General features: G+C 69.4%; 23 protein-coding genes and 4 pseudogenes. 15 read left to right on the top strand and 12 right to left on the bottom strand.

The window, feature by feature from the left end:
* The first annotated feature begins 101 nt into the window (after positions 1–101).
* From EF387_RS25795 to EF387_RS25780, 4 genes are read left to right on the top strand one after another with little or no spacing between them, the layout of a single operon-like run.
* A complete protein-coding gene (locus EF387_RS25795; RefSeq protein ID WP_238431685.1) occupies positions 102–923 on the top strand; it encodes a cupin domain-containing protein in 822 nt (273 codons plus the stop codon).
* Positions 920–2,095 carry an FAD-dependent monooxygenase gene (locus tag EF387_RS25790; protein ID WP_128378990.1) on the top strand — a complete coding sequence of 392 codons (1,176 nt, stop codon included), beginning with the start codon at positions 920–922 and terminating at the stop codon, positions 2,093–2,095. Before EF387_RS25795 ends, EF387_RS25790 begins: the two co-directional genes overlap by 4 nt.
* A complete protein-coding gene (locus EF387_RS25785; protein WP_128378989.1) occupies positions 2,092–2,979 on the top strand; it encodes a fumarylacetoacetate hydrolase family protein in 888 nt (295 codons plus the stop codon). The genes EF387_RS25790 and EF387_RS25785 overlap by 4 nt, the downstream gene beginning before the upstream one ends.
* Positions 2,976–3,236 carry a hypothetical protein gene (locus EF387_RS25780; protein WP_128378988.1) on the top strand — a complete coding sequence of 87 codons (261 nt, stop codon included), beginning with the start codon at positions 2,976–2,978 and terminating at the stop codon, positions 3,234–3,236. The genes EF387_RS25785 and EF387_RS25780 overlap by 4 nt, the downstream gene beginning before the upstream one ends.
* 1,206 nt (positions 3,237–4,442) lie before the next feature.
* On the opposite strand, the gene EF387_RS25775 is transcribed toward EF387_RS25780, so the two are convergent.
* From EF387_RS25775 to EF387_RS25735, 9 genes are read right to left on the bottom strand one after another with little or no spacing between them, the layout of a single operon-like run.
* Positions 4,443–5,231 carry an IclR family transcriptional regulator gene (locus tag EF387_RS25775; protein ID WP_128378987.1) on the bottom strand — a complete coding sequence of 263 codons (789 nt, stop codon included), beginning with the start codon at positions 5,229–5,231 and terminating at the stop codon, positions 4,443–4,445.
* Positions 5,232–5,274: 43 nt separating this feature from the next.
* Positions 5,275–6,117 (bottom strand): fumarylacetoacetate hydrolase family protein, encoded by an 843-nt coding sequence (locus EF387_RS25770; protein WP_128378986.1) that lies wholly within the window; start codon positions 6,115–6,117, stop codon positions 5,275–5,277.
* Positions 6,114–7,796 (bottom strand): FAD-dependent monooxygenase, encoded by a 1,683-nt coding sequence (locus EF387_RS25765; protein WP_128378985.1) that lies wholly within the window; start codon positions 7,794–7,796, stop codon positions 6,114–6,116. The genes EF387_RS25770 and EF387_RS25765 overlap by 4 nt, the downstream gene beginning before the upstream one ends.
* Before the next feature lie 42 nt (positions 7,797–7,838).
* Positions 7,839–8,330, bottom strand: a complete 492-nt coding sequence (locus EF387_RS25760; protein WP_128378984.1) for a VOC family protein — start codon at positions 8,328–8,330, stop codon at positions 7,839–7,841.
* 37 nt (positions 8,331–8,367) lie between these two features.
* Positions 8,368–9,168 carry an SDR family NAD(P)-dependent oxidoreductase gene (locus tag EF387_RS25755; protein WP_128378983.1) on the bottom strand — a complete coding sequence of 267 codons (801 nt, stop codon included), beginning with the start codon at positions 9,166–9,168 and terminating at the stop codon, positions 8,368–8,370.
* The gene (locus EF387_RS25750; protein WP_128378982.1) at positions 9,165–10,199 is read right to left on the bottom strand and encodes a branched-chain amino acid ABC transporter permease; all 1,035 of its coding nucleotides are present in this window, start codon (positions 10,197–10,199) and stop codon (positions 9,165–9,167) included. Before EF387_RS25750 ends, EF387_RS25755 begins: the two co-directional genes overlap by 4 nt.
* The gene (locus EF387_RS25745; protein WP_128378981.1) at positions 10,196–11,059 is read right to left on the bottom strand and encodes a branched-chain amino acid ABC transporter permease; all 864 of its coding nucleotides are present in this window, start codon (positions 11,057–11,059) and stop codon (positions 10,196–10,198) included. Before EF387_RS25745 ends, EF387_RS25750 begins: the two co-directional genes overlap by 4 nt.
* Positions 11,060–11,093: 34 nt before the next feature.
* Positions 11,094–12,293, bottom strand: a complete 1,200-nt coding sequence (locus EF387_RS25740) for an ABC transporter substrate-binding protein (protein WP_128378980.1) — start codon at positions 12,291–12,293, stop codon at positions 11,094–11,096.
* Positions 12,290–13,894 carry an ATP-binding cassette domain-containing protein gene (locus EF387_RS25735; RefSeq protein ID WP_162467210.1) on the bottom strand — a complete coding sequence of 535 codons (1,605 nt, stop codon included), beginning with the start codon at positions 13,892–13,894 and terminating at the stop codon, positions 12,290–12,292. Before EF387_RS25735 ends, EF387_RS25740 begins: the two co-directional genes overlap by 4 nt.
* A 112-nt stretch (positions 13,895–14,006) precedes the next feature.
* Between EF387_RS25735 and EF387_RS25730 the strand changes: the two genes are divergently transcribed.
* The 9 genes and pseudogenes from EF387_RS25730 to EF387_RS48580 all read left to right on the top strand — a co-directional run.
* Positions 14,007–14,792 carry an SDR family NAD(P)-dependent oxidoreductase gene (locus EF387_RS25730; protein WP_128378978.1) on the top strand — a complete coding sequence of 262 codons (786 nt, stop codon included), beginning with the start codon at positions 14,007–14,009 and terminating at the stop codon, positions 14,790–14,792.
* A gap of 25 nt (positions 14,793–14,817) precedes the next feature.
* Entirely contained in the window at positions 14,818–15,423 is a 606-nt protein-coding gene (locus tag EF387_RS25725; RefSeq protein ID WP_128378977.1) for a hypothetical protein, read from the top strand.
* Between the two features lie 48 nt (positions 15,424–15,471).
* Entirely contained in the window at positions 15,472–16,803 is a 1,332-nt protein-coding gene (locus EF387_RS25720) for a PucR family transcriptional regulator (RefSeq protein ID WP_128378976.1), read from the top strand.
* Positions 16,804–17,005: 202 nt separating this feature from the next.
* Positions 17,006–18,532 (top strand): carotenoid oxygenase family protein, encoded by a 1,527-nt coding sequence (locus EF387_RS25715; protein WP_238431684.1) that lies wholly within the window; start codon positions 17,006–17,008, stop codon positions 18,530–18,532.
* A gap of 37 nt (positions 18,533–18,569) precedes the next feature.
* The gene (locus EF387_RS25710; RefSeq protein ID WP_420802619.1) at positions 18,570–20,048 is read left to right on the top strand and encodes an aldehyde dehydrogenase family protein; all 1,479 of its coding nucleotides are present in this window, start codon (positions 18,570–18,572) and stop codon (positions 20,046–20,048) included.
* A gap of 253 nt (positions 20,049–20,301) precedes the next feature.
* A pseudogene (locus tag EF387_RS48585) lies at positions 20,302–20,507 on the top strand (amidase family protein); the annotation flags it as partial.
* Positions 20,456–20,743, top strand: a pseudogene (locus EF387_RS50125) (hypothetical protein); the annotation flags it as partial. The pseudogenes EF387_RS48585 and EF387_RS50125, both read left to right, overlap by 52 nt.
* Positions 20,744–20,849: 106 nt before the next feature.
* A pseudogene (locus EF387_RS47555) lies at positions 20,850–21,009 on the top strand (transposase); the annotation flags it as partial.
* 9 nt (positions 21,010–21,018) lie between these two features.
* Positions 21,019–21,340, top strand: a pseudogene (locus EF387_RS48580) (Tn3 family transposase); the annotation flags it as partial.
* 170 nt (positions 21,341–21,510) lie between these two features.
* Here EF387_RS48580 and EF387_RS25685 read toward each other — a convergent pair.
* Positions 21,511–22,488 carry a helix-turn-helix transcriptional regulator gene (locus EF387_RS25685; RefSeq protein ID WP_128378974.1) on the bottom strand — a complete coding sequence of 326 codons (978 nt, stop codon included), beginning with the start codon at positions 22,486–22,488 and terminating at the stop codon, positions 21,511–21,513.
* 249 nt (positions 22,489–22,737) lie between these two features.
* On the opposite strand from EF387_RS25685, the gene EF387_RS25680 reads away from it, so the two are divergent.
* Both EF387_RS25680 and EF387_RS50120 read left to right on the top strand, forming a co-directional pair.
* Positions 22,738–24,165, top strand: coding sequence for an FAD-dependent oxidoreductase (locus EF387_RS25680; RefSeq protein WP_128378973.1), 1,428 nt, complete (start codon positions 22,738–22,740; stop codon positions 24,163–24,165).
* A gap of 400 nt (positions 24,166–24,565) precedes the next feature.
* Positions 24,566–24,982 carry a GNAT family N-acetyltransferase gene (locus EF387_RS50120; RefSeq protein WP_162467209.1) on the top strand — a complete coding sequence of 139 codons (417 nt, stop codon included), beginning with the start codon at positions 24,566–24,568 and terminating at the stop codon, positions 24,980–24,982.
* A gap of 51 nt (positions 24,983–25,033) precedes the next feature.
* Here EF387_RS50120 and EF387_RS46765 read toward each other — a convergent pair whose 3' ends face one another.
* Both EF387_RS46765 and EF387_RS25665 read right to left on the bottom strand, forming a co-directional pair.
* Positions 25,034–25,195: a hypothetical protein gene (locus EF387_RS46765; RefSeq protein WP_155589786.1), complete on the bottom strand. Its 162-nt coding sequence runs from the start codon at positions 25,193–25,195 to the stop codon at positions 25,034–25,036.
* Between the two features lie 63 nt (positions 25,196–25,258).
* Complete coding sequence (locus EF387_RS25665) at positions 25,259–26,149, bottom strand: oxygenase MpaB family protein (protein WP_128378971.1); 891 nt, start codon at positions 26,147–26,149, stop codon at positions 25,259–25,261.
* Positions 26,150–26,855: the final 706 nt, after the last annotated feature.

The raw sequence follows: 26,855 nt of genomic DNA, 5'->3' as shown, positions 1-26,855 counted from the left end.
CGATTCCCTATCGTTGGTGTGCGGATGACCTTGCCAAGCTCGGCCGCCGGGCCGGTGATCTGGTCCCGATCGACCGGGGCGGCGACCGGCGGGTGCTGGCGATGGCCAACCCAGGCTTGGGCGGCGCGCCGTTCATCTCGTCGACGCTATGGGCGGCGATTCAGTACCTTCAGCCTCACGAGTCGGCACCCGCGCACCGGCACACACCGGCCGCGCTACGGTTCGTCCTCGACGGGGAGGGCGTGTACACCCTCGTGAACGGCGACCCGATCGCGATGGCCCGCGGAGATCTCGTCCTGACACCGTCATGGGCCTTCCACGAACACCACAACCCCGGCGACATGCCGATGATGTGGCTGGACGTGCTCGACCTTCCGGTGGTCGCGGCGCTCGACGCGGTCTTCTTCGAACCGGGCGGCGACTCCGAAGCGGACCGGACCGGCATCCCCCGTTCGACCGCCGAGCGCCGCTGGGGTGCCGGAGCCGGTCTGTCCCCCGTCGGAACACCCGATCTGCCCCCGCACTCCCCCCTGTTGGTCTACCGCTGGCAGGACACCGATGCAGCGTTGGACGACCTGCTGGAGGTCGAGGACACCAACGACGTCACCGTCCGGTTCCAGGATCCCTCCCGCGACCGCGACGTCATGCCAACGATGCGCTGTGAGATGCGGCGGGTGAATCCGGGCACGACGACGCGCCGGGAACGCCAGACCGGAACCCGCGTCACAGCGGTGCTCGACGGGTCCGGCACGGTCGTGCTCGGCGGCGAGTCGTTCGACCTGTCTCCCGGTGACGTGTTCGTCGTGCCGTCCTGGTGCACCCACCAACTGCACGCGCGCACCCGCCTGGACCTGTTCACCACCAGCGACAGCCCGGTACTGGAAGCCCTGCACCTGCACCGGTCCGAGGAGGTTGACTCATGAGCGGGCACGACACACTGGTCGTCGGCGGCGGCATCGGGGGGCTCGCGGCGGCACTGGCCCTGGCCCGCGCCGGCCGTCGGACGCTGCTGACGGAACAGGCCCCGCAGTTCGCCGAGATCGGTGCCGGACTCCAGCTGGGGCCGAACGCGATGCGGGCCTTCGACCGGCTCGGCGTGCTCGGGCCGGTTCTCGAAACCGCCGTACTGCCCGCCCGCGCCGTGATCCGCGACGCCGTCACGGGCGATGAGCTCACCGTGCTCGACCTCGGGCGCCCGTTCCGTGCCCGGTACGGCTACCCGTACGTCGTCGCGCACCGCCACGACGTGCTGTCCGTCCTGCTCGACGCCTGCCGGGCCGAACCCGGCATCGAGCTGCGGACCGGCCGCACCGCCGCCAGCGTGCGTGAACGGGACGAGCACGCCGACGTCACCTTCTCCGACGGCGAGGTGCTGACCACACAGCTCCTGGTCGGGGCGGACGGCCTCCGGTCCCAGGTGCGCCGCCTCATCGACACGAGCCCACCCCGGTTCAGCGGTCATGTCGCCTACCGGGGCGCGAGCGACCGGTCAGAACTCGGCAGGGGCCTGGCGCCCGACGACGTGACACTCTGGATCGGCCCAGGCATCCACCTGATGCAGTACCCCGTGCGACGCGGCGAGCTGTACAACCAGGTCGCCGTCTACGAGCGCCCCCCAGGTGCGCGGGAGCCGCGTGGCGATGCGGAGGAGTTCCGCGCCGCCTTCGCCATCGCGCACCCGAGTGTCCGCGAGTATGTCGCGCTCCTCGATCCCCACCGGGACTGGCCTGTGTACGACCGGGACCCGCTGCCGACCTGGACGACGGCACACACGGCGCTGCTCGGCGACGCCGCACACGCCATGCTCCAGTACCTCGGGCAGGGCGCGTGCCAGGCCCTGGAGGACGCGGTCGCGCTGGGCGACGCCGTCTCGGGCCATCAACACTCCCGGGACCGGGCGCTGAAGCAGTACGAGGAACGGCGTATCGCCCGAGCCTCCCGCTGCCAGACCGTGGCCCGGCCGTGGGGCAACCTCTGGCACACCCAGGACCCGACACTGCTCGCCCTGCGCAACCGCGTGTTCCGGTTGCGCCGGCCCGACGACTACTCCGATCTCGACTGGCTCTACACCGCTTCCTCTGAGGACACCGCATGAAACTGCTCAGCTTCATCAGGCCGGACGGCATCGCCACCGCCGGACGGCTCGACGACGACCGCGTCGTGGACCTCGGCAGGCCGTTGCGGACGCTGCTCGGCGATCCCATACCGGAAGGAACGCCGCGCGGTGCGGACGTTTTCCACCCTGAAGAGGTCACTCTCCAGCCGGTCGTTCCCGAGCCGTCGAAAATCATCGCTGCGCCGGTCAACTACCGCGACCACCAGGCCGAGATGAACGAGGCCTACCACATCGACGCTCTCGGCATCTTCCTCAAGGCCCCGTCGTCGGTCCTCGCCCACCAGGGCACAATCCGACTGCCGTACACCGACCGGCGCTTCGACCAGGAGGGCGAGCTCGCACTCGTCATCGGCCGACCCGGACGCGACATCACCGTAACCGACGCCCTGAAGCACGTCGCCGGATACACCTGCCTGCTCGACATCACCATGCGCGGCGGCGAGGACCGCTCGACCCGCAAGTCCTTCGACACCTTCACCCCGGTCGGCCCCTACCTGGTCACCCCGGACGAGGTCGGCCCGTTGGAGTCACTGACCCTGCGCACCTGGGTCGGCGACGAACTGCGGCAGGACGCCGACATCAAGGACCTCATCTGGAGCGTTCCCCGGCTGATCGCCTACGCGTCCTCGGTCATGACCCTCCGCACGGGCGACATCATCACCACCGGGACCCCGGCCGGCGTCGGCACCATCACCGAGGGCGACCGCATCACGGTCGATATCGGCCACGTCGGCCGCCTCGAATCCACGGTGAGCACGCAAGGCGCTGTCCCCTGCCCCACCAAGGGCGCACACCGCGGCCCCGTACCACCGAAGACGGTGACGCCCGTCCGTGTCACACCAGCCGACCCGAAATCCCTATGACCGACGACCGCGGCGAACGGTTCATCGGCGGCGTGTGGACGGCGGCCAACAGTGACAACACGACCGCCGTTCGGTCCGCCGACACGCAGCAGGTGATCGGTGCGCTTTCCAAGGCCACGACAGCACATGGGAACACCGCCACCGCCGTGGCCCGGTGCGCATACGACGCCCCCGCGGTCAGGGTCATCTGGGATCCGAAGCGTCAGTTCGAGGCCTTCTTCACAGCACCAAATTGCTGCACGAGCGCCTCCTGGTGATGCGGGAGCAACGTCCCGACGAGGTCCTCCAAGATCCGGCCCGCGAGATCGGAGTGGGCGGAGACCACACCGCGGTGACGAGGACGGCGACCCGCACGCCGCTGCCGTCCAGGCCGCGCGCCTTGAGGCCGTCCGCGTTGATCTGGTCCACCAGGTCGGCGACCGCCACATCCCCCGCCCGGGGTGGTTTCCGGCTCGTCCGCCGCGGAGGGTCACGCCGATGTCGGTCTCTCGACCGGGGTGTCCAGCCAGATCTTTCCGACGGCGGGCGCGAGTGCGGGTGTGGTGTCATCGGCGTCCGCGGTGAGGGCCCGCCACAGCTCGCCCGGTCGTCGGCCGGGCGAGTGACCGCGCCGGCGCCGATCGATTCCAGGGCGACGGTGTCCGCGGCGGCGATCTCGGACCGGGCGGCGGCGGGCAGCCTCTTGCCGTTGTGCCGGATGATCAGCGGCAGGCCGCCGGCGTGCTCGGTGCGGTCCGCCTCGTCATCAAGGCCGAAGCGAGCCAGTGCGCCGGTTGAAGAACTGTTCGTCGACCTGGCCCGAGGCGGGCAGCGGGGCCGCGTCGGTGGGGATGACGTTGAGGTCGTCCCACGGTGACGACGTCACCGGTGAGAAGGGTGAACCGTTTACCGAGGAGGGCGGTGGGGCTGTTGGGGGTCTCAGCACTGGCGGCCGTGCGGACGGTCGCGGGAGGGGAGGCCGACGATGTGGCGTTCTGGGTGGCGACGAGTAAGGGGTCCTTGCACTATGCCCGCCCGGGTCGCGCGGCCTGGCACCGCTCCCCCAAGCTCTCGGCTCCGCTCGAGCAGGGGGCACCCCCATCCAGGGCTCTCCGGCGCCTTGCGATGCACGGCACCAGACCACGCGACCTCATCGGACGCTCATAGTGCAAGGACCCCTAAGGGCTCGCCGATAAATAATTCGTCGGCGAGCATCGCTCCTGAGCTGCGGTGTCAAGACCTGGAGCACGCAAGTTATTTCCCGGCAAGCCCTAAGACGGCAGCGAGCGCACATATTGAGCCCGTTCATGACATGACACCCTGTCGCGGTAACTCCGTTCGAGGTGGGAGGCACTTCGGAGCGAGAGAGGTGGTGGTGCCACTCGCGAGGCCAGAGCCACCTCAATACCTGTTTTCCCAAGGCACAGTAAAACCAACGGAGTTCAACAATTCCGCCGGAGCCGTCGGCGCCGACCGATGCGGCCTCAGGCAGCGGCCAGGGCCAGGCGCTCGCTGATTTCCGCCGCTGTGGTCAGCAGTTTCTGGGCGACCTCGGCCTCCGCCTCGGGGTAGAGGCGGGAAGCCAAGGCCGCCACGCTCACCGCCGCCACGACCTGTCCACCTTGACTCCGGATCGGCGCGGAGACACCCACGACGTCGAGGTCGAGTTCGCCGCGGGTGACGGAGTAGCCGAGTCTGCGGATGCGGCCCATACGTTCGATCAACGCATCGACATCGGTGAGGGTGGATGGAGTGAAACGGCGCAGCTCGGCAGCCGCCAACAGCCGGCGAGCCTCGTCCTCGGGGCTCCAGGCCAGCAGAACGAGAGCCGCAGCTCCGGCGTTGAGGGGGAGGGTGCTGCCGCGTTCGTAGGAGATGCGGACCGCGCGGGACTCGCTCTCCGCGCGGTCGACGCAGACGACGAGGTCGCCGGCGCGGCGGGTGAGCAGGACGGTCTCCTGCACCTCGGCCGCGAGTGCCTCCATCAAGGGCAGGGCGACCTCGGAGAGGCCGTAGCTGCGGCGGGCCAGCCGGGCGATCTCCAGGACCCGCAGGCCGAGCCGGAAGCCGCCGCCGGGCGCCTCTTCGAGGAAACGCCCGGCGACCAGGCTCTGGAGGTAGCGGTACGCGGTGGAGCGGGCCACACCCAGCCGCTCCGCCACGGCCGTTCCGGAGACGACGAGTTGGTTGTCGTCGAACATGGTCAGGATGTCGAGGGCCCGGTCGGCCGTGGAGTTACGCTCGCGGTAGCTGGGGGACACTGTTCCTGACATGCCGGACACTCTAGCGGCTGGGGGCGGGTCGGTGGGGGGCATGTCACCGGTGGTCCTTGACAACGGTGTTGCGCAGTTCCCCGATGTCCTCGACGGTCGTGACGAGTTCCTGCCCGGGGCGCAGGAACACCTTGGGGTCCCGGCCCGCGCCCACGCCGCCGGGGGTACCGGTGAGGATGAGGTCGCCGGGCAGCAGCGTGATGATGGTGCTGACGTAGGCGATGATGTCGGCGACGTCGAAGAGCAGGTCTGCGGTGTTGGACTTCTGCATGGTCTGGCCGTCGACGGCGCACTCGATGGCCAGCCCGGAGGCGCCGGACGGGAGTTCGTCCGGCGTGACGAGGACGGGCCCTACCGGAGTGGTGCCCTCGAAGGTCTTGCCGGCGAGGAACTCCCTGGTGCGGTGCTGCCAGTCCCGGACCGTGACGTCGTTGGCGACCGTGTACCCGGCGACGTGCTCCAGTGCTTCCTCACGCGACAGATGGCGGCCTCCCAGGCCGATGACGACGCCGAGTTCGGCCTCCCAGTCGACGTCGTCGCTGACCGGTGGCATGTGAACGTCGTCGCGGGCACCGATCAGGGAGCCGTCGTACTTGGCGAAGAGGGTGGGGTGCGCCGGGGTCGGGCGACCCATCTCCCTGATATGGGTGGCGTAGTTCAGTCCCAAGCAGACGATCTTGTTCGGGTGCGGGACGGTCGGAGCGAGGGAGACGCTGTCCCGCGGGATCCGGTCCCCGTTCCAGGAGGCTCGTTCCCGCCAGTCGGCTCCAGAGGCGAGCAGCGTGCCGACGTCGGTGTACGGAAGCAGGACGAATTCGTCGCCGTCCTGACGAGCGGCGGTCGTGGTGCGGTTCCCGTCGTCGAGACGGACCGTGCTGAGCCTCATCGGCGTACTCCTTGGGATTGCGGTGTCTCGGGGGTGGCTGGGCGGGAGGCGCGGGTGCCGGTCGAACGCCGTAGCTCCACCTCGACCCGGCCCGCCTGGTCGGGAGGGAAGACGGCGGCCACCATCCGGTCGGGACGTACGAGTACGAAGTGCCCGGCCAGGTCCTGGAGAAAGGACCGGGGGCCACCGTCGGCATCCGTGATCGCGGGCCGTTCGGTGGCGCGGCCGAGTGCCAGGTCACCGATGACCACATCAACCTCGGTGCCAGGTGGGAGGCCGACTTCTCTGACCGAGGTCCAGTCGGCTTCGGTGAGTCCCACGCCCAGGAGACTCCAGCCAGTGCCGAGGACATTGTCGAGGAGGACGAGTCGGTAGCTGGGACCGAGCAGTAGGCGCGGCTGCGGAAGCACCGTGCCGACGAGCGGGTGAACTCGTTTGCCGGGCCGGACGACGGCTCCGGTCCGTGCCCGGGTGTCCGGACGGTAGCGCATCTCGGTGAGGTAGCGGCGTCCAGGGCCGGTCAGTAGTGCGGCGCGCACCAACAGATCCCGCAGGTGTGCACGCGGGCGGCTGGTGGTCATGACGGTCCGGCCGAGCCGGACGGACAGGTCGATCACCGCTTGGGCGTGCGGTCGGCGTTCCACTTCGTAGGTGTCGAGGAGGGCGTCGCCAGCCCGCTCGTTCAGAACCTCCGTCAGCTTCCAGCACAGATTGGCAGCGTCCCGGATGCCGGAGTTGAGGCCCTGTCCGGCGAACGGCGGCATCATGTGCGCGGCGTCGCCCAGCAGGAAACAACGGCCCACCCGCAGTCGCTCGGCGAGCAGCGCGTGGAAGCTGTAGGCGACGGCCCGCTCCATCTGCCTCGGAGTGATCTCCCGGAAGGGCTGGAGGAGCCGGCGCACGAGATCGAACGGCGGCTCCTGACCGGCCGCACTCTCGCCGGGCCGCAGCAGGAACTCGTAGCGGCAGCGGCCGTCGCGGCCGGGCACGATCACTGTGGGGCGAGAGGGGTCACCGATGTGCATGCCGTATCGCTCGCGGTGCGGGTCGTCCAGGGTGTCCAGCACGAGCCACACGTCGTCGGGGAAGCTGCGCCCCCGCATGGGAACGGACAACAGCCGGCGCACGGTGCTGCGTCCACCGTCGCACCCGAGTACGTAGGAGACGTCCAGGTCCTCGGCGGCACCGCCGGTGCTGAGGGAGACGCGGACATGGGTGGCGTGCTGTGCCAGCCCCACCAGCCGGGTGCCGAAGCGGGCCTCGACGTGCCGGTGACGGGCCAGTTCTGCCTGGAGCACCCGCTCCAGGTCCGGCTGGGCGAACGGGTTCTTGAAGGGGTGGCCGAAGCGCCGATCACCGCTGCCTCGGGCGTGCACCAGTGGGCGGCCGCCCACGCCGAAGTACCTCGTGCCGGTACCGGGCACGATGATCGGGTACACCGCGGTGGACAGGCCCGCGGACTGCAGGGTGCGCAGCGACTCGTCGTCCAGGCTGATCGCCTTGGCCGCGTCGCTGGTGGTGGTGTTGCGCTCGACCAACAGGACCCGTACACCCAGCGAGCCGAGCAGGTGGGCCGCGGTCAGGCCGACGGGGCCCGCGCCGACGATCAGCACGGCGGGGTCGGCGGTGGTCTGCGCCTGACCCGGTGGAGGGCTGGTTCCCGATGCCGGTTCACTCATCAAGTGGGGCTCCGTTGTGGTCGTCGGGACGGGGCGGCGAACTCACTGGACGGGCTGATACGCGGGCCCTCCTTCGGTCAGTAGCCGCTCGGACTCGGCGAGGATCTCCTCGGGCGGCAGGTCGAGGTCGATCGTTTTACGGAAGGGCTGGCGCACGTCCCGCTCCAGCCGCAGGTAGACCTCGTTGCGGTTGCCCTCCGGATCGAAGAAGTAGATCCCGATCGCGTTGCCGTGGGTGACCTCCTGTTGGACCTCGATGCCCTCGGCACGAAAGCGGTGGTGGAAGTCGATGACCGACTCCAGGGAGTCCACCCGCCAGGAGACCTGGTGTGTGAGTTTCGCTCCGTCGGGTGCCGTGCGACCGCGCTGGAGCACGAACTCGTGATGCTCCTCGTCGGGGCGGGCGGACAGGAAGACGATCCCCCGTTCCTCGTCCTCGTCGGTGACGGTCAACCCCATCACGCGGCTGTAGAAGTCGCGCATCAGCTCCAGGTCGTACACCCAGAAACCGGTGTGCCCGAGGCCAGTGATCATTTTCGGTATCTCCCTTTCAGGACTGGATTGTCTGTTGTCAGGACGGGTTCTGGTCGAGTGGTGACAGGCTCAGGTCCACCGCGGAGACACCGCAGTCCGCCATGAGTACGGCGCCGGTGACGACCGCCGAGCGCGGCCCGGCGAGGAACGCGATGGCCTCGGCGATCTCCGACGGTTCCGCTGCACGGCGCAGCGGCACCAGCGATCCGGCACGTCGGTAGGCGGTTTCCCGGTCCTGGCCGGACCGGGAGCCGAGCTCGTCCATCACGCGGTCGAGCATCGGGGTGCGCACGGCGCCGGGACAGATCACGTTCGCGCGGACCCCGAGGGGGCCGAAGTCGGCGGCCAACGACCGAGTGAGTCCGATGAGGGCGTGTTTGGAGGTGGTGTACGCGGCGGCGGCGGGCACGGCGAGCGTCCCCGCGAGTGAGGACACGAGCACCACGGCACCGCCGGTGTCGATCAGCGCGGGAAGCGCGCTGCGGGTCGTCACGTAGGCGGTGTCCAGGTTGGCCCGCAGCGTGTCCCGCCAGCCGGGCTCCGAGTCCAGGACTGTGCCGAAGGTACCGAGGCCGGCGCAGCACACCACGGCGTCGAGTCGCCCACCGTCCAGGAGCGCGGTGTCGACCGCGCGCCGTACGTCGTTCTCGTCGGCGGCGTCGCCCGGAACGGCTGTCGTCCGGGGCAGACCTGCGACCCTTTCGAGACCCGGATCGTCCGGCCCCAAGGCGACCACGGTGGCCCCGCGCTCGGTCAGCAGCTCCGCGGTGGCGTACCCGATACCGCCGCCGCCCCCGGTGATCAAGACGGTACGACCGGTGAACTCCCCGGTACTCATGCGAGGTCCACGGCGAGAGGCTCGGTCCCCGAAGGGACGGTTTCTTCCTCGTCACCGCGGTCGGCGGTCGGCCGACCGCTCGGGGAGCGTCGGCCGAGCAGTCGTCGGGCGACCCTGCACAACATCGGCCACACGCCCTGCGGGGCGAAACGAACGATGAGGATGAGCAGGACGCCCTCGATCACCAGAGAAAGCGTCTGCTCATTCTGCAGTCCGCGGGTGAGGCCGTAATAGACGACGACCACGCCCAGGAGCGGGCCCAGCACGGTGCCGGCTCCGCCGACCACAGCCATCAGCACGGCGTTGAGGCTCCAGGACACGCCGGCCACACCGTCCGGGGAGATGACGACGAACTGGAAGGCGACCACCGCCCCGGCCAGTCCGGTGATCGCGCTGGAGAGGAGCAGCGCGGCGAGCTGGTGGCGGCGGACGGCAACACCGAGTCCGGCGGCGGCCGGTTCGTTGTCGCGGATCGCGGCCAGCCGGAGCCCGAAGTCACTGTGCCGCGCGTGCAGAGTGAGGGCCATGGCCAGCGCCGCGACGATCACGGCGAGTTGGAACAGGTTGCCGCCGCTGGGCACGGAGTCGACGGGCAGGGAGACACCACTGGCACCGCCCGCCCAGTCCCAGTTGCGGATCAGTGCCTGGAGAGCGATGGCGATGGCCAGGGTGCCGATGGAGAAGTAGTCGCCGCGCAGGCGCAGCAGCGCGGCGGACAGCAGAAGGGCGAGCAGCATGGCGGCGACCGGCGCCGCCACTACGGCCAGGGGCCAGCTCAGGCCGGTGTGGACGAGCAGCAGCGCGGCTGCGTAGCCGCCGGCCGCGACGAAGGCCGCGGCACCCAGCGAGACCAGGCCGCCGAAGCCGGCGAGCACGTTCCACGCCTGGGCGATGGCCAGGTAGCACAGCAGGGTGACGCCGAGGTCGAGGGCCCCGTGGTCGAGCACGCCTCCGAGCGCGAAGCAGACCAAGGTGGCGAGAAGCAGGGCGAGCGCGGGCCACCAGCGCCGCAGGGTGGGCGTGGGTGTCATGCGGCATGCGCCTTTCGGAACAGGCCCTGCGGGCGGACCGCGAGGACGAGGAAGAAGGCCAGGTAGACGACCACGTCGCGCCAGCCGCCGCCGAAGAGGCTGACGCTGACGGACTGGAGAACGCCCAGCGCCACGCCCGCCGCCAGCACGCCGCCCACGCTGCCGATGCCCGCGAGGGCCATCACGGCGAAGCCGGTGAGCAGCAGCGGCAGGCCGCTGCTGGGGGTGAAGCTCTGCGCGACGCCGGTGAGCACTCCGCCGGCCGCGGCGAGCGCCGCCGCACCGGCGAAGGTCATGGCGTAGACGCGGTTGACGTCGATTCCTAGTACCGCCGCGGTGCCGGGATCAGCTGAGGCCGCCCGCACCGCGCTGCCGGCCCGTGTCCTGGTGAGCACCAGGTGGGTCGCGGCGCACAGCACGACGGTGAGCCCGAAGGCGATGACGTAGACGGTCTGGACCCGTACGCCGAGCATGGACAGACCGGTGTCGGCGTAGGAGGCGGGCAGCGCCTTGGGGTGGGTTCCGAAGGCGGCCTGAAAGAGCGCCTGCCCGAGCAGTGAGAGGCCGAAGGTGGCCACCAGCGGGGCGCTCTTGCTGTCCCTGAGCAGGGGCGTGAGCAGATAGCGCTGCAGCGGGTAGGCGATCAGCGCCATGGTGGCCATGGCGAGCGGCAGCGCGGCGAGCGGATCCCAGCCGGCGTCGACCACGAGCAGCGAGGCCAGGTAGGCGCCGCCGATGACGAGTTCGCCGTGGGCGAGGTTCATCAGTCCGAGCACCCCGAAGACCAGGGAGATCCCCAGGCCGATCAGGGCGTACAGACCGCCGGCCAGAATGCCGGCGGCCAGCACGTCCAGGCTCATGTCTCGATTCCCTTCTGCCGTTTCGGCGGACGGTTCAGCGCAGGCCGGAGAGGGACTTCAGGGGGATGGCACCCTTGGCCGGCCAGACCTGCTGGATCTTGCCGTTCTCCCACTGCCCGATGAAGGACGGTGTGGTGCTCTTGTTGTCCGTGAACTTCACGGGGCCCAGAGCGGACGACATGTCGGTGATGGCGAGGGCCTTGTTGATGGCGGCGGGGGTGGCGGTGCCGGACCGGGAGATGGCGCTCATCAGGAGTTCGGCCTCGTGGTAGCCGAGCGCGACCGAGCCCAGATCGTTGAGGGCGGGGTACTTCGCGGCGAACTTGTCGACGATCATCCGGGTGTCCGGCAGTCCCGCGGAATCCGTCCAGTTCAGCTGGACGAGGGTGCCGTCGCCCAGCGAGCCCAGGGAACTCCAGCCAGGGGTCTGGGCGCACTGCAGGCCGATGGCGAGCTTCGGCTTGTACGCCAGCGCCTTCATCTGCTTCCACATGGCGAAGCAGTCCGGTGGTGTCATGTTCGCGATGAGTATCTGAGCACCGGTGGACTTGCCGGACTGGATGACGTCGGAGAAATCCGTGGTGCCGCCCGGCACCGCCTTGCTGGAGGCGACGGTGAAACCGGCCTTCTTGCCCAGCCCGCCCCACAGCTGTCCGGTGGCCTTGCCCTGGGCGTCATTGGTGCTGACCATGAGGATCTTCTTATTGGTGGACGCTGTGGCGGCGAGTTCGTAGAACTTGTCGGCGCCGTCAGTCAGGGACTGGAAGGAGTTCCAGGCGTAGCCCTTGCCCGCGGGCAGAAGTTCCACAGGGAGGGCGCCCATGATCAGGGGGGTCTTCAGCGCGTCGGCCTGACCCTGCATGTCGATGTTCTGCTGACAGCAGGAGCCCAGCAGGGCGACGGCGTGGTCGCTGAGCACCAGGGAGCGGACCTGCTGCACCATCGTGTTGGTGTCGCTCCGGTTGTCCAGCACGACCAGCTTGATCTTGCGCTTGACCCCGCCCACCTTGACTCCGCCGGCCGCGTTCACCTTGTCGACGGCGAGCTGGTAGCCATCCTTGATCGAGGTCAGCACCGTGGTGCCGGACAGGGAGATGCTGGTGCCGATCACGATGGGGCCGCTGCTGCTCGCGCTGCTCGCGCTCGATGTGTCGTTGCCGGCGCAGCCGGCCACGAGCAACGCGGCGCAGGCGGTGGCGCAGGCCAGGCGCAGGGACGGTCTGACTGTTCTCATGAGGGTTCTCCAGTGGTGCGTGCGGGCGAGCCCGAGTGCGAGGCTCCGGTGGAGGCAGGGGCATCCGTGGTGTCGGTGCCGAAGTAGGCGGCGTCCAGGTCCGCGTCGTCCAGCAGGCCGGCCGATCCGCCCTGGTAGGAGACGCGTCCCCGGGAGAGGACGACCGCGTGGTCGCAGATGCCCAGGGCACGCTTGACGTTCTGCTCGACGAGCAGGATCGCCACGCCCTGGGCGTTGATCTCGGCGAGTGCCCGGTACAACGCGTCGATGGCGACAGGGGCCAGGCCCAGCGAGATCTCGTCACAGATCAGCACGGACGGATCCGCCATGAGGGCGCGTCCCACGGCGAGCATCTGCTGCTGCCCGCCGGACATCGTGCCCGCGCGCTGCCCCGCGCGTTCGGCGAGCACGGGGAACACGGTATGCACCCGCTCCATCCGGCCTTCCACCTCGCCCCTGCCCAGCGAGAGCGGGGCGCCGAGTCGCAGGTTCTCGGCGACGGTCAGATCGCCGAAGACGCGGCGGCCCTCCTGGCAGTACGCGATGCCCAGGCGGGCCCGCTCGTGCGCCGGCAGGCGGGTGATGTCCCGGCCGAACGCCGTGATGCGGCCGGTACGGGTGGCGACGGTGCCCATGAGGGTGCCGCAGAGCGTGGACTTCCCCGCGCCGTTCGCCCCGAGCACGGTGACGATCTGTCCGCGCCCCAGGCGCAGTGAGAAGTCCCGTAGGGCCACCATGTCGCCGTATCCGGAGGTGACTCCGTCCAGGACCAGCACGTCGTCGGTGCCGCGCTGAGAGGCGGTGACTGCGGTGTCCTGCTCTACGCTCCGCATGTCCTGATTAGCGCTAGGAGAACGGGCGGTAGCGCTGCCGCCCGGTGAAGAGCTGTCGCCGAGGTAGACCGCGCGCACCTGCTCGTCGACAGCAATCTGCGCCGGAGTGCCGTGCGCTATCGGACGCCCCCAGTTGAGCACCAGAACGCGGTCGACGATCTCGCGGACGACCCGTTCGATGTGCTCTACAAGGATCACGGTGGTGCCTCGCTCATGGACCTGGCGAATCAGGTCGATCGCCTCGTCGAGTTCGCGGCCCACCAGCCCCGCGGCCACCTCGTCGAGCATGAGCACCCGCGGCCGGGTGGCCAGCGCCCGCGCGACCTCCAGTCGTTTCAGATCCAGGACGCGCAGCGAGTCCGCGGAACGGGCTGCTTTGGTGTCCAGACGGCACAGGGCCAGCAGGTCAGCGATTTCCGGCCCGCGCATGGGCGGCCCTGCAGCCATGGCCCCGATCCGCACGTTGTCGCGGACGGACAGGCCATGGAAGGGCCGGGGGACCTGGTGGGCCAGAGCCACGCCCAGCCTGGTGATGCGGTGCGGCGGCAACCGGTCCAACCGGTGGTCTCCGAGATGGATGCTTCCCGAATCCCGCCGGTGCACCCCGGCGATCAGCTTGAGGAGGGTGCTCTTTCCGGCCCCGTTCGGCCCGATGACCGCCACGGCCTCGGCACGGCGCACGGCGAGGTCGACACCTTCGAGCGCCGTCACACCGCCGAAGTTCTTTCCCAGTCCCCGCACGGTCAGCGCGGTGTCCGAAGTACTCACCTTCGCGACTCCTTCCATGTCGTTGACCGACGTGTGGACGCAGGTTAGTGTCCCTCCCATCGAAAAACCAGTCCTAAATAACGGGACTTCTAAGAGTTGAGGAGCGGCCGATATGTCCTTCGCTGGGCTGACCGGACGCGTGGCGCTGGTGACCGGCGCCGGCAGCGGGATCGGGGCGGCCACCGCGCGGCGCCTCGCCGACGAGGGCTGCTCGGTCGCCCTCGTCGACCGCGACGAGGACGCCGTGTCCGCCGTCGCCGCACAGTGCGGGCCGCAGGCACTGGCCATCACGGCCGACGTGTCGCAGGAGCCCGACGCTGCGGTCTACCTCCGGGCCGCCGTCGACCACTTCGGCGGTGTCGATCTGTTCCACCTCAACGCGGGGATCTCCGGCCCCTTCGGATCGTTCGCCGATCTCGACGCGGCGGACTACGACCGGGTCGTCGCGGTCAACCAGCGCGGTGTGTTCCTCGGTCTGCGCGACGCGTTGCGTCACTTTCGTGCCACCGCCCGGCCCGGCGCCGTGGTGGTCACCAGTTCCCTGGCCGGGCTGCGGGCGAGCGCCGCGATCGTGGCGTACACGGCGAGCAAACACGCCGTGATCGGCCTGGCCCGCAGCGCCGCGATCGAGGGAGCCCCGCTCGGGGTACGGGTGAACGTCATCGCACCGGGGCTGATCGAGACACCGATGCAGCAGCCCCTCACGGAAGCACTGGGTGGCGAGCCGGCGCTCACCGCACTGCACAAGCACGGCCCGCTCGGGCGCATGGGCACGACCGCCGAGGTCGCCGCCCTGGTCGCCTTCCTGCTGAGCGACGAGGCGCCGTACATCACCGGCGCCGTCCACGTCATCGACGGCGGCGTCGACGCCAGCGACCCCATGCAGATCCGCCCCTGAACCACTCGGCTCGAAAGGCACCGGCATGAACGTTTTCGACGTACGCGACGTCGTCAAGGAGCCCGACGCTCTCCTCGCGGTCACGGAGAACCCGCGGCACAGGGCGATCCTGCTGAACTTCCGCAGGCACGCGCTGCTGGAGGTCTCCGGGCGCTGGCGGGAGATCCTCCAGCCGGACATGATCGTCGACGAGCCCGTCTACCGCATCAACGAGAACGGCACCTCGCTCCACCTACGCGGCAGGGCCGAGATCGGCGCGTTCTACGCGGGCATCACCGACGCGCGCGCCAACGTCTTCGGGCCGATCACCGACCACGTGGCCGTAGCGGACTGGGGCCTGGCCATCGAGTCCTTCTTCGGCCACCACCTCCCCGGCCGTGTCCTGGCCGAGCAGGGCGAGGACATCGACGACCCGGACGCCTACTATCAACTCACCCACTACATGGCGTCGTTCTGGCCGTACGACGCGGACTGCCGCCTGATCGGCGAGCACATCTACGAGGACACCGGAAGCCGCCGCATCGAGAAGATGGACCCGGCGGACGTCATCACTCCGGAACGGGCACGCGAGCTGCTGGCTCCCTTGTTCGACCGCGCCCCGCTCGGACCCGCCCCGGCCGCACACGGATGACCAGCAGGATCCCGCGGGGTGCCGTGGCCAGAGGATGATGGACTGCGGATGAGCGAGGCGAGCGAGGTGGCCGTCATGACGAGCGCGGGTGAGTGGCTGCTGGGATTGCGGCCGGACGGCGACACGCTCGGCCCGGCACCGGCCTCCTCCCCCGCGACCGTCGCCGAGGCCGAAGCCGATCTGGGCCCCGGTCCCGTGGCCTGGGCGGTGGAGACGGCCGCCGGGGCCGCCGAGAAGTTCGTCCGGCAGTCTCCCGAGATCGCCGACGGACCAGTGGGGCTGCGGACGGCACGCCGGTCGGCGGAGGCGTGCTGCATCGCGATCCTGCGGGGGCTGCTCCACGACACTCCCCCGGACCTCATCGCCGTCCCGCCCGAGGCGGTCGACGGCAACCGTGATCTCGTGCACCGGGGCGTATCGCTGGACCGGATCCTGCGGGCCGTGTGGACCTCTCACGTGCACACCTACGAACGTCTGCTCGCCGCACTGCGGCTCCTCGTCGAAGCCGACCGCCGGCCCGACGAGAGCGAGCGTGTCGCACGCCTGTCCTTCGCCTACGTGGAAGAGCTGACCACGGCGTTCACCACGCAGTACGCGGCGGAGCGGGAGCACTGGGCGGGCAGTCGCACGGCGGCCCGCCGCAAGCTCGTGGAGGACCTGCTCGCCGGCCGACCCGCCGACCCCACCGCCGTGGAGAACACCCTGGGCCTCGACCTCGGCCACCACCATATGGCCGCCATCCTGTGGACGGCCGACGGGGAGGAGGCGCAGGTCTCGTCCGCGCCGCTGCACCGGCTCGCCACCGATCTCGTCGGCGCGTCACAGGCCGTACGCTCCCTCGTCCTGCCTACCGGCACGTCCGAGGTATGGGTATGGCTGAGCTGGCCCGGGCAACCGCCGGCGGATCTCGCCGCCCTGATCCGCGAAGGTACGGCGCCGACAGCACGCTGCGCCGGCGGTGTCTACACGGCGCTGGGGCCGCAGGCCAGGGGCAACCAGGGTTTCCGCGCCAGCCACCTGGCGGCCCGGGAGACCCAGCGGGTGGCACAGGCACTCGGCAACCCGGGCACGTACGCCTACGCCGACATCGCTGTGCTGTCCCTGCTGACCGCCAACGCAGAGCACGCCGAGCGTTATATGCGCGATGTGCTGGGACCGCTGGCCGTCCCCGACCCGAAGGTTGCCGTGATCCGGGAGACGCTGCGTCTGTACCTGGCGCACGGACGGAGCCGCAGCCTGGCCGCCGAGGACCTCTTCGTGGCGCCCACCACCGTCGCCTACCGGGTCAAGCGGGCCGAAGAGCTGATGGGCCGCCCCCTGCCGCAGGACCATCTGCCGTTGCTCCTGGCGCTTGAGATCAGCCGGGTCATCACCCCCTGACCGCGGGCCCCGACTGCTCCGCGACGACAAAGCCGGGGCGCGAATCTGTCGTACGGCGCCGAGGACACGCGCAGGACGACATCCGAAGATGACCGGGCCGGGCACGAAGTGGTGCCCACCGGGCAGCGGAGCGGCCCATGAGCCGAAGAGCCCCGGCGAAGAGGCTGTTCCCCGCCGAGGGGGACTTCATGAAAGGGACTTCATGAGCACCCCGTCCGTCCCCGTGGTCGCGACCACACCGATGTCCGTTGCGCCGCAGGCTCAGCCTGCCGGCCCCACCCAGAACTGGCCGACGGAGAACAAGTGGCTGCACGGCCCCTTCTCCCCGTGGGCGGAGGAGAGCCACGGCTACGACCTGCCCGTGAAGGGCACCATCCCGGACGATCTCGTGGGCGCGCTGTTCCGCATCTCCTCCAACCCTCGTTTCCAGCCCCGCAACCTGGACCGCTACCACTGGTGGGAGGGCGACGGGATGGTGGCCGCGCTCTACCTGCGGGACGGCAAAGCGGCCTTCCGTACCGGCTGGGTGGCGACGGATTCGATGAAGTTCGAGGTCGAGCAAGGCGAGGCCGTCTACAGCGGCTTCGTCAACGGCGGCACGCCCGGGCGACTGCCCAAGGGCGCCCCGCCCGCGAAGAACGTGGCCAACACCAATGTGGGCATCTTCGACGACCACCTGCTCGTCTACTTCGAGGGCGGTCTGCCGACGGCGATGCACCCGCAGACGCTGGAGACGTACGGCGCCTACGACTTCCACGGCGGCATCGACGTCCTGTGCACCGCCCACTACAAGACCGACCCGGCCACCGGCGACCTGCTGTTCTTCGCCGCCACCGGCCCCGTCATCACCTGGTACCGCGCCGATGTCCGGACCGGGCAGGTCATCGACTCCCACACCATCGACATCGGCATCCCGGCACTCATGCACGACTTCGTCGTGAGCGAGAACTACGCGATCTTCTTCGTCGCGCCCAACCTGTTCCGTCTCGACCTGATCGCCCAGGGCCGCCCCGGCGTGGTCTGGGACGAGTCGGTGCTGCCGCACGGCACCCAGATCGTGCTCATGGACCGTCGTACCCACGAGGTGAAGTGGTACGAAGCCGGCGGCATGCTCGCGCCCACACACTTCTACAACGCCTACGAGACCGGTGACGAGGTCGTCATCGACATGCACCGGATCTCCCGCATCGGCAGCCCCGCCGACGCGCTCACCCCGCTCGGCTCCCACGAGTGGTTCCCCCCGGGCTACTCATGGCAGTGGCGGATCGACACGGCGACCGGAAAGGTCAGTGACCGCCGCGTCTCCGGCGTCGCCGGCGAATTCCCGAAGATCAACGACGCTTACGTCGGCCGCCGGCACCGCTACGGCTACTTCGTCACCACCCGCGACCTGGCGCCGCAGACCATGACCGACGGCCTGGCCGTACACGACTACCTCAAGGACTCCACGACCGTCGTCGAGGGACCGCACCCGCTCACCAGCCCCAGCGAGCCGGTGTTCGTCCCCCGTGACAACCCGGCCAGTGAGAACGACGGCTATCTGCTGACCCTGTGGTGGAACCCCGAGACGGGTCTGAGCGAGTTGCTGATCCACGACGCCTCCGACCTCGTCGCAGAGCCGCTGGCCCAGGTCCGGTTGCCCGTGCGGGTGCCGTTCGGCTTCCACGGCAGCTGGGCCGACCAGGCCGTCCTCGACAAAAGCGTGTCCGCCCTCAGCGACAGGCACTGAGCCGCCCCCTTGAGCCGCACCGACCCCGGAGACCACCTTGACCACGACAGTTGAGACCTCGTCAGCCCCCGACCGCCTGCCATGGGACGGCAGGATCTTCGACGGCACCTGGATCCAGGGCCACGGCGGGACCCTCGAAGTGACGGCACCGGCCACCGGCGGGCCGCTCGCCACGGTCGGCGCCGCCTCCCCCGCCGACGTCGACCGAGCCGTCGAACGCGCGGCTAAGGCCCAGCGGGACTGGGCCCGGTTGCCCTACGACCAGCGGGCGGAGGTATTCCGCAGGGCGGCGTTCGCCCTGGAGAGCGACCCCGACCGTCTGGTGCGCTGGCTCGTTCCCGAGGCCGGGTCGGGAGCGGGCAAGGCCGCCTTCGAGACAGGTCTGGTGGTCTCCGAGCTCTTCCAGGCCGCCGCCCTCGCCGCGGAGCCCTACGGCGAGTTGCTCCGCAGTACACGGCCACGGATGTCGCTCGCCCGCCGGGTCCCCCTCGGGGTGGTCGGGGTCATATCGCCCTTCAACTTTCCCTCCATCCTCTCCATCCGCTCGGTGGCACCCGCGCTCGCCCTGGGCAACGCCGTCATCCTCAAGCCCGACCCGCGCACCCCGGTCTCGGGAGGACTGGCTCTCGCCCAGCTCCTGGCCGAGGCAGGGCTACCCGAAGGGCTCCTGCACGTACTGCCAGGCGGCGCCGATGTCGGTGAGACGCTGGTGACCCATCCCGGCGTGCCCTGCATATCCTTCACCGGCTCGACGGCCGCAGGCCGCGCGATCGGTGCCGCCGCCGGGCCCCTGCTGAAGAAGGTGCACCTGGAACTCGGCGGGAACAACGCCCTCCTCGTGCTCCCCGACGCCGACCTCGACGCGGCTGCGTCGGCCGGAGCCTGGGGATCCTTCCTGCACCAGGGACAGATCTGCATGACCACGGGGCGCCACCTGGTGCACGCCTCCGTCGCCGAGCAGTACGTGGCCAAGCTCGCGGAGAAGGCCGGGGCCATCACCGTCGGCGACCCGACCGATCCTCAGAACATGCTCGGCCCGATCATCGACGAGCGCCAGCGTGACAGGGTCCACGACATCGTCACCCGCAGTGTGTCCCAGGGTGCGCGTCTGGCTGCGGGCGGAAGCTTCGACGGGCTGTTCTACCGGCCCACCGTCCTGGCCGACGTTCCTCACGACGCGCCCGCGTACACCGACGAGGTCTTCGGCCCGGTCGCCCCCGTCTCCGTCTACGAAACCGTCGAGGAGGCCATCGAACTGATCAACCGCTCCGAGTACGGCCTGTCGGTCGCCATCCTCACCGAGGACGTGTTCGGTGCGTTGGAACTCGCCGAACGCATCGAGTCCGGCGCCGTCCACATCAACGACCAGACCGTGGACGACGAGGCCGTGGCGCCCTTCGGCGGCGCCAAGGCGTCCGCGGCCGGCGGTCGCTTCGGCGGCGGAGCCAACCTCGACACCTTCACCGAGGTGCAGTGGGTGACCGCGCAGGCGAAGATCGAGCGGTACCCGTTCTGAGCGGGAGCCGGTCGGAGCCGCCGTCAAGAACGGCAACTTGGGCCATGACGCTTCTGCGGCCTCTGCGGTCCGGCCAGGAGTACTGGCCGGACCGCAGACTCTTCCCTGCTGGGCGACACGCTCTTTTTCGTCAACGGTGCCGGACTCAACGGCCCTGGAGTCGACGGGCCGTCATGCGCCGACCGGTGCGGGTGACCCAGCCGGCGCAAAGCCGCGCGGACACTCGGTCAGCGACTTGAGGGGGCGGCGATGCATGCCGTTCAACATGGCGGGCACGCCCGCCATGTCCGTGCCGGTGACGGCCGACGCCGAGACGGGGCTTCCGATCGGTATGCAGTTCTCGCCGCCGGATACGGCCAAGAAAGCCGCCTCTTCCGTCTCGCCGGCCAAATCGAACAGGCAAGCCCATGGGCGGGCCGAATTCCCCCGGTGTGGGCAGGGAATCGCACGGGCCACTGAGGAGCGCTCCTGGAGCCGAGAGCGCAAGCCGTTCGGCCACACCCTCGACGGACTCGCCTCGAAAAATGCTGGGCGAGTTCACCGAGCTCAGCGCCACAACGGCCACCCGGCGCAGCGAGGTGCGCGACGAGGGGACCGGGCAGCGCCTGCCGATGAACGTCGAGGACCAGATCGCAGTGACCGGAACCCTCGAATCGGGCGCGGTCGCCTTCGTCCACTTCCGCGGCGGGCTCGCCCGTTCCACCAACTTCCTGTGGGAGATCAACGGTACCGAGGGCGATCTGCTGGTCACCGGGGACACCGGACATTGCAGTTCGGGAACTGACCGTCGACACCGGGCTGCAGGTCTACTTCGCCGACCCGCACAGCCCCTGGCAACGGGGCACCGACGAGTTACACGAATGGCCTCTTGCGCCAGTACTTTCCAAAGGGCAGGGACCTGCCGCGGTGGGAAGCCGACGAGCTCGAGGCTGTTGCTCTGGCACTCAACAACAGGCCCCGCAACAAGGTCCGCGCTGTCTGCCAGGGCGGCCGGGGCCAGATCCGCCAGGCGTACCGCGAGGGCCAGGAAGATCAGTTGGCCAGTCTGGGGCTCGTTCTCATTGCCGTCGTGCTGTGGAACACCAGCTACCTGGACGCTGCTGTTGCCCAGCTCCGCGCCGAGGGCCCACGGCATCAGGGACGAGGACGTCGCCCGGCTCTACCCGCTCAAGGACAGGCACATCAACTTCCTGGGCCGCTACCTGTTCAACATCAAGGCCAGCGGCCCCGGTCAGGGCCTGCGTCCTCTGCGGGACCCGGACGCGGTCGAGGACGACGAGGACGAGGAGTGACCGGCGCATCCGCCGTCCGGGGCGGTCGTTGTACTTCCGGAAGACCGCGGCCGACCGGCGGGAGCGGGGACAGAGGCCGCAGGCCACTCGAAGCAGGAAGAACTCCCTGGCCATGGCCGGGTACTCGGCGGGGCTCAGAGGAACTCGCGGATGTCGCACAGTAGGAGCAGTCAGCGCCGCCTGACGGCGGTCGGTGTTTCGCCGAAGTGCTTCTTGTACGCCTTGACGAAATGGCTGCCGTCGGCGAAGTGCCAGCGGGCGGCGACCTCGGACACGGTAAGGCGTGTGGAGACGAGTTCCGCCCTGGCACGTTCGAGGCGTCGTTCACGGACGTACGCCATGACCGACGACGTGGCCTCCTGGGCGAACACGCGGTAGAGGGTGCGGACGGACACATGGAGCGCCTCGGCTATGGCTCGGGCATTCAGGTCGGGATCGTCGAGCAGACGGTCCTCGATGTAGCCCGTCGCCGCTTCGAGAAGCGCCGGCGTGAAGTCCGCGTCGTCCATGACCTGGTCGTTCACCAGCCCTTGGAACAGCTCGAGTGTCGCGTTGCGTGCCGCCGTGGCTTGTGCGGGCCTGAGCTCGTCCGCCACCTCCGCGAAGAGACGGAGCTGGGCGAGCAGTAACCGCGCGGCGGGGGACGTCTGCTCGGCGGTGATGGCGAGGGTGTTAGACGGGAAGCGGATCGCGCTCGCGGGCAGGCCCACCGCGACCGCTCGCGTACCCCGGACGGCCTCCATGTCCCACGGTTCCTCGTTCCTGCGGACACACAGTGTCCCGGCTGCCGCCCTGGACCGCGTGTTGCGCGAGGTGAAGCGCCACTCGCCGCTGAGCACGATGTGCGTGACGATCAGGTCCCCGTGGTGGCCGTCCGGACCGCCGGTGCCCCCGGCGACTGCGTCGCTGTACTGGTCCTCGACGGGGATGTCGAGCAGCTTCTGGGCGTGGATACGGACCCGGTACGTCCCTTCGCTGTACCGCGGCAGCGACAACGGAGGGGCCGGTAACGATTCGCCGGCCTGGCGTCGCCATTCACTGAGCAGCACACGGTTCCGCTTTTCGTCGGCGTAGGGCACGGCGATGTCGACCGCGGGTGGCGAGGCGCCACCCACCCGCCAGAGTGATGTGCTGACTGTGCTGTCCACCGCAGCAGCGTACGTGCGCGGGCCTCGACGACAGCGAGGGTGCCCGCAACTCCCTAAGTTGGCAAAGAAGTACAAGACGGGTGGCCAGCAGGAACAGGACTTCGACGGCCTGAGCGCACGAGAGTGGCCGCAAGGGGTTCTGCCATCCCGCCGGGACCGGCAGGCACCGCCATCACGGGCCCTCCGGGCCGGGCCACGCCCGGGCACCCGCTCCGCGTGGGCCTTCCTTCACCAACGGGAGAAGGTTTCATGACCGAGTCCACGGTCTCCCTCTTCGAAAAGCTCGTCCAGGCCGACCCGCCCGACTGCGTGCGCGTGCTGTTCGACACTGCATGTGTGATCGGCGGCAGCATCGCGGGGCTCCTGGCGGCGCGGGTGCTCTCCGATCACGCACGCCGGGTCGTCGTCATCGAGCCCGACGACATCTCCGCGGAGACCGAGGACACCGGGTCGCGTCCCGGCGTGCCTCAGAACCAGCAGGTGCACACGCTGCTCCCGGCAGGCCAACAGTGGGCGGAGCGGTGGATTCCGGGGATCACGAAGGAAGCGCAGGACCGCGGCGCGAACTTCGTGCCCGACCAGGGGACCACCCTCCTCAACGGCGTGCCCCAGGTGCCGGACGGCGAGGGCCGCCACCTGCTCGCGATCGGGCGCCCCCTGCTGGAGGCCCTGATCCGGAACCGGATCACGTCCCTCCCCAACGTGACCGTCCTGCGCGGGCGGGTGACCGGGTTGCGGTACCGCGACGACGCCGTGAGCGCCGTCCGCTACGTCGCGGCCGCCGGCAAAGATCAGGGCGACGGGGGCGCGGGGGTGCTGGACGCGGACTTCGTCGTGGACGCCATGGGACGTTCCAGCAGGCTGTCGAGCTGGCTCAAGGAGAGCGGTTACGACCAGCCGAGGCTTGAGCGGCTGGAAGCTCCCATCAACTACGCGACGGCTCTGTTCGATCGGCCGGTGAAATTCGCCGACCTCGAGACGGCCGGCGCCCTGGCACTCTTCACGCCGCAGTACCCATCGGACGGGGTGTCCGTCGCGGCGGCGCAGCCGATCGAGGGAATGCAGTGGATCGTCATGCTGATGGGGTACGGCGACAGCCGACCCGGCCGGACGGTCGCCGAGTTCCGTGCGGCCTGCGCCAAACTGCCCCCGGTTTTCGCCACGGCCACCGCCGGCGCCGTTATGGGCGACGTGGTGACCTACCACCAGGCCGAGAGCCGACGGCGCCACTTCGCCGAAGTGAGCCGCTTTCCCGCACGCCTGGTCAGCGTGGGGGACGCCGTGGCCTCGTTCAACCCGATCTACGGCCAGGGCATGAGCTCCGCCGCGCTGCACGCTTCCTGCCTGGCCTCGTACCTCGGCGGTGGCCCCGATCTCGGCACGGCCGCCCGGGAGTTCTTCCGTCTCCAGCAGGTGGTCGTGGATGCCGCCTGGGCTGTCTCCGCCGGGGGTGACGCGGCCCGCCTCGACGCGCAGAACGGTACGGAGGTACCGAAGGACATACGGCAGCAGCGGTGGGCCATGGAACAGATCACGGCGGCCACCGTCCTCGACGGGGACGTCACGCGCGCGTTCAACAATGTCTCCTACATGCTGCGCCACCCCGCCACGCTGGCCGATCCAGAACTGCTGGCGAGGGCGGTCGCCGCCAACGAAGGAACAGCCATGGCCACATGACGGGCAAGACCATGCGCGGAAGTCGGCAAGAACCCCGTTTCAGGGGTGCAGACAGGTAAGGGCGGAGGCTCTGGGGCAGTACCGCCCCCGTCGCGCTCCGCCAGCAGCCGCAGCAGCTCGGATCAGCGAGGTCAACGCTGACATGAGATCGGAGTCTTCAGCGTGGGCCGATCTGGACCGGCCGCAGCGGTCCGGCGAGGCCGCAGCCGTTGCGGGTGGGGACCAGGTACACCGGCCGGGCGCCGGCTGGCAGACGCTGGCGATATCGACGGTGCCGCCGCCGGTCCGGGGCAGCAGCCGACGCTGCAACGCCAGCACCTGCGTGTGCTCACGCTGGTGCTGACGGGCTACCCGGGAGGCAGGAGATCGACGAAGGGACCCCAGGCCACGGCCCATTGAAGTGGTCGAGGAAGGTTTGTGGGTTCCTGGCACAACACGGACCAGCCGCCAGGAGGTTACATCACTCACTCAAGCGAACGAGATCACGGTGGCATGGCTGCACGATGAGCTCGTCGGATGCGTGCGGATCCAACAACTCTCCGATGGTTTCTGCGAGTTTGGCATGCTGGCTGCTGCTCCCAAGCGACGTGGCATAGGGATCGGCAGGGAACTGGTGCGGTACGCCGAACAGTACGGTCAGGAAGCCGGACTCGATGTCAGCTGCAGTTGCTTGTTCCGCGTGAGTGGTCGCATCCCTCCAAGGAATTCCTGGCCGCCTGGTATGAATGCATCGGCTACCAGGTGGCCCGCACAGGTTCGATCGACGAGTCCTATCCGGAGTCGGCTCCCGGCCTGGCCACTCCTTGCGATTTCGTGATCTACCACAAAACCCTGCACGCAAAGTCGCCTTCTCATGAAGAGCGTACGGTCAGTGCAGGGTGGGGCCGAAGACGGCGAGGTCGTTGACGTGCACGTAGCGGATCTTCGCCTCGGTCCGCGGGCCGGGACGTCGCTGGCTGAGGCACGGAAATGCTGGGCCGCGGTGCCTGTCAGTGATCAGGATGTTGACGCGGTCGCGACCGGCGAGCATGACGGAGAGCACGACCGCGGCCCGCGCGGCGTTCGCCCCACCAACGATCTGGTGATGTCCGCGTCACAGCGACGTCCTGTTCGGCTGATCGGGTCTGCGCCGGGTACGACGAAGGCGTTCAGGAAGCGGCTTGCGGTAGTCGGGCAGAAGGCGCTGGGCACGGAACGCGGACTTGAGGAAGATACGGACGACACGCTCGCGACGGGGGCTCATCCAGCCGATGCGGTGGAGGCGGCAGACCCGCTCGCCGGCGAGGTAGCGGGTCACGTCCCTGCCGAAGCCGCGCAAGGGTGCGGGAAACCAGCGGTCGGCGAAGTGGTCCATCATCGAGGTCGCCACCCGATGGCCGAACTCCGTCTGCTCGTACGGCCTGGAATCGAACTTCACGGCGAACTCGGTCATCGCGTCCCAGTCTTCGGGGAACGCCTCACCGGCCAAGGGGCCGGACTCGCGTACCAGGAGGCGGAAGAGCGCCTGAGCCCAGTGGTGCCACGCGGTCTTCATGTTCTCGCTCGTACCGGGCAGGCCCAGAGAAGTCTGCAGGCGGTCGCCGAACGTGGCCAGCAGGACCAAGGGGTAGACGAAGTCGTCGATGTCATCGAAATTGCCGGGTAAGTGCGGGGTTCTGCGGGCGACGGTCATATGGATGCGGTTCAGGCGCTCGGCCGCTCCGCGGCCCGCCGCGGTGGACAGGCCGTCCACCATCCAGGCCATCAGGAAGTCGTTGCCGTCCTGGAAGCGCCTGTGCGGTCTTGTCTCCAGCTTCGAGGTGTGGGCCAGGGTGGCGGAAACCGTTCCTGGCTGCATCATGCGCATGGTGCCGGGATAGATCATCATCGCCAGAGCGAACTCCGGGACGCGGTGGCCGACGTAGAGCGAGATCATCCGCTCCCAGTCGGCCTCCGGGTCCATGTGATCCAGTTCGCGGCCCACCCACCGGTACCCACGGCTCAATGTCGGTTCCTCCTGCCTCGAAGACGATGGTCGGGGGGTCGACAGCGGTCGACCGGACCCGTTCGGCCACTACAGGTCGTACGCGGTAAAGGCGAGGCAGACGATCGTCCCGCCCTGCTCGATCGCTCTTAGGGGTCCTTTCCTCCGCCTCGGCCGGGAAGAACCGAGCGTCGACACCGCGCTCCGGATCGGTGGCGTTCTCGGCGTAGTTGGCTCGGCGGCCCTCACCGTCTCCATCCACGATGACACGCTTGACCTCGCGGAGATCAGCCTCGGCGTCGCGTCCGCCGATCTTCACTGGGCCCAACGGCTCGCTGCACAGGACGGCGTAACCGTCCCGTGGCTCCGGTTCGCAGCGGCCGTACCCCTCGTCCTCCCACTCGGCCGCGGTGATCCGGGCGGGATCGCCGACGGCAGGACGACCACACCGGCCCGGGCCACTGGTGGCCCGGAGGGCAGGTTGCCGTGGACCCGCCTGCCGACGGTCGCCATCCCGTACCAGGTGATCTCTTCCCTCACCGCCAACTCTCCGGCGCTCTCGAATTATTCCGTCCTCGCGACGGAACCCGCAGACCCGGCCGAGCACTTGACCGATATCATGGCGCACAGCATGGCACGGGGTGCCGGCTGAAGGCGTCCGGGTCCGCAGGGTCGAGCGTGTCCTCCAGCGGGAGCAGCGCGTGGTCGATCAGTGCGAAACTGATAC

The organism is Streptomyces cavernae, from assembly GCF_004023625.1.
GTDB classification, from domain to species: Bacteria; Actinomycetota; Actinomycetes; order Streptomycetales; family Streptomycetaceae; genus Streptomyces; species Streptomyces cavernae.
The sequence above is the reverse complement of the archived record's forward strand: the minus strand, read 5'-3'. Positions and strand labels throughout refer to the sequence as shown.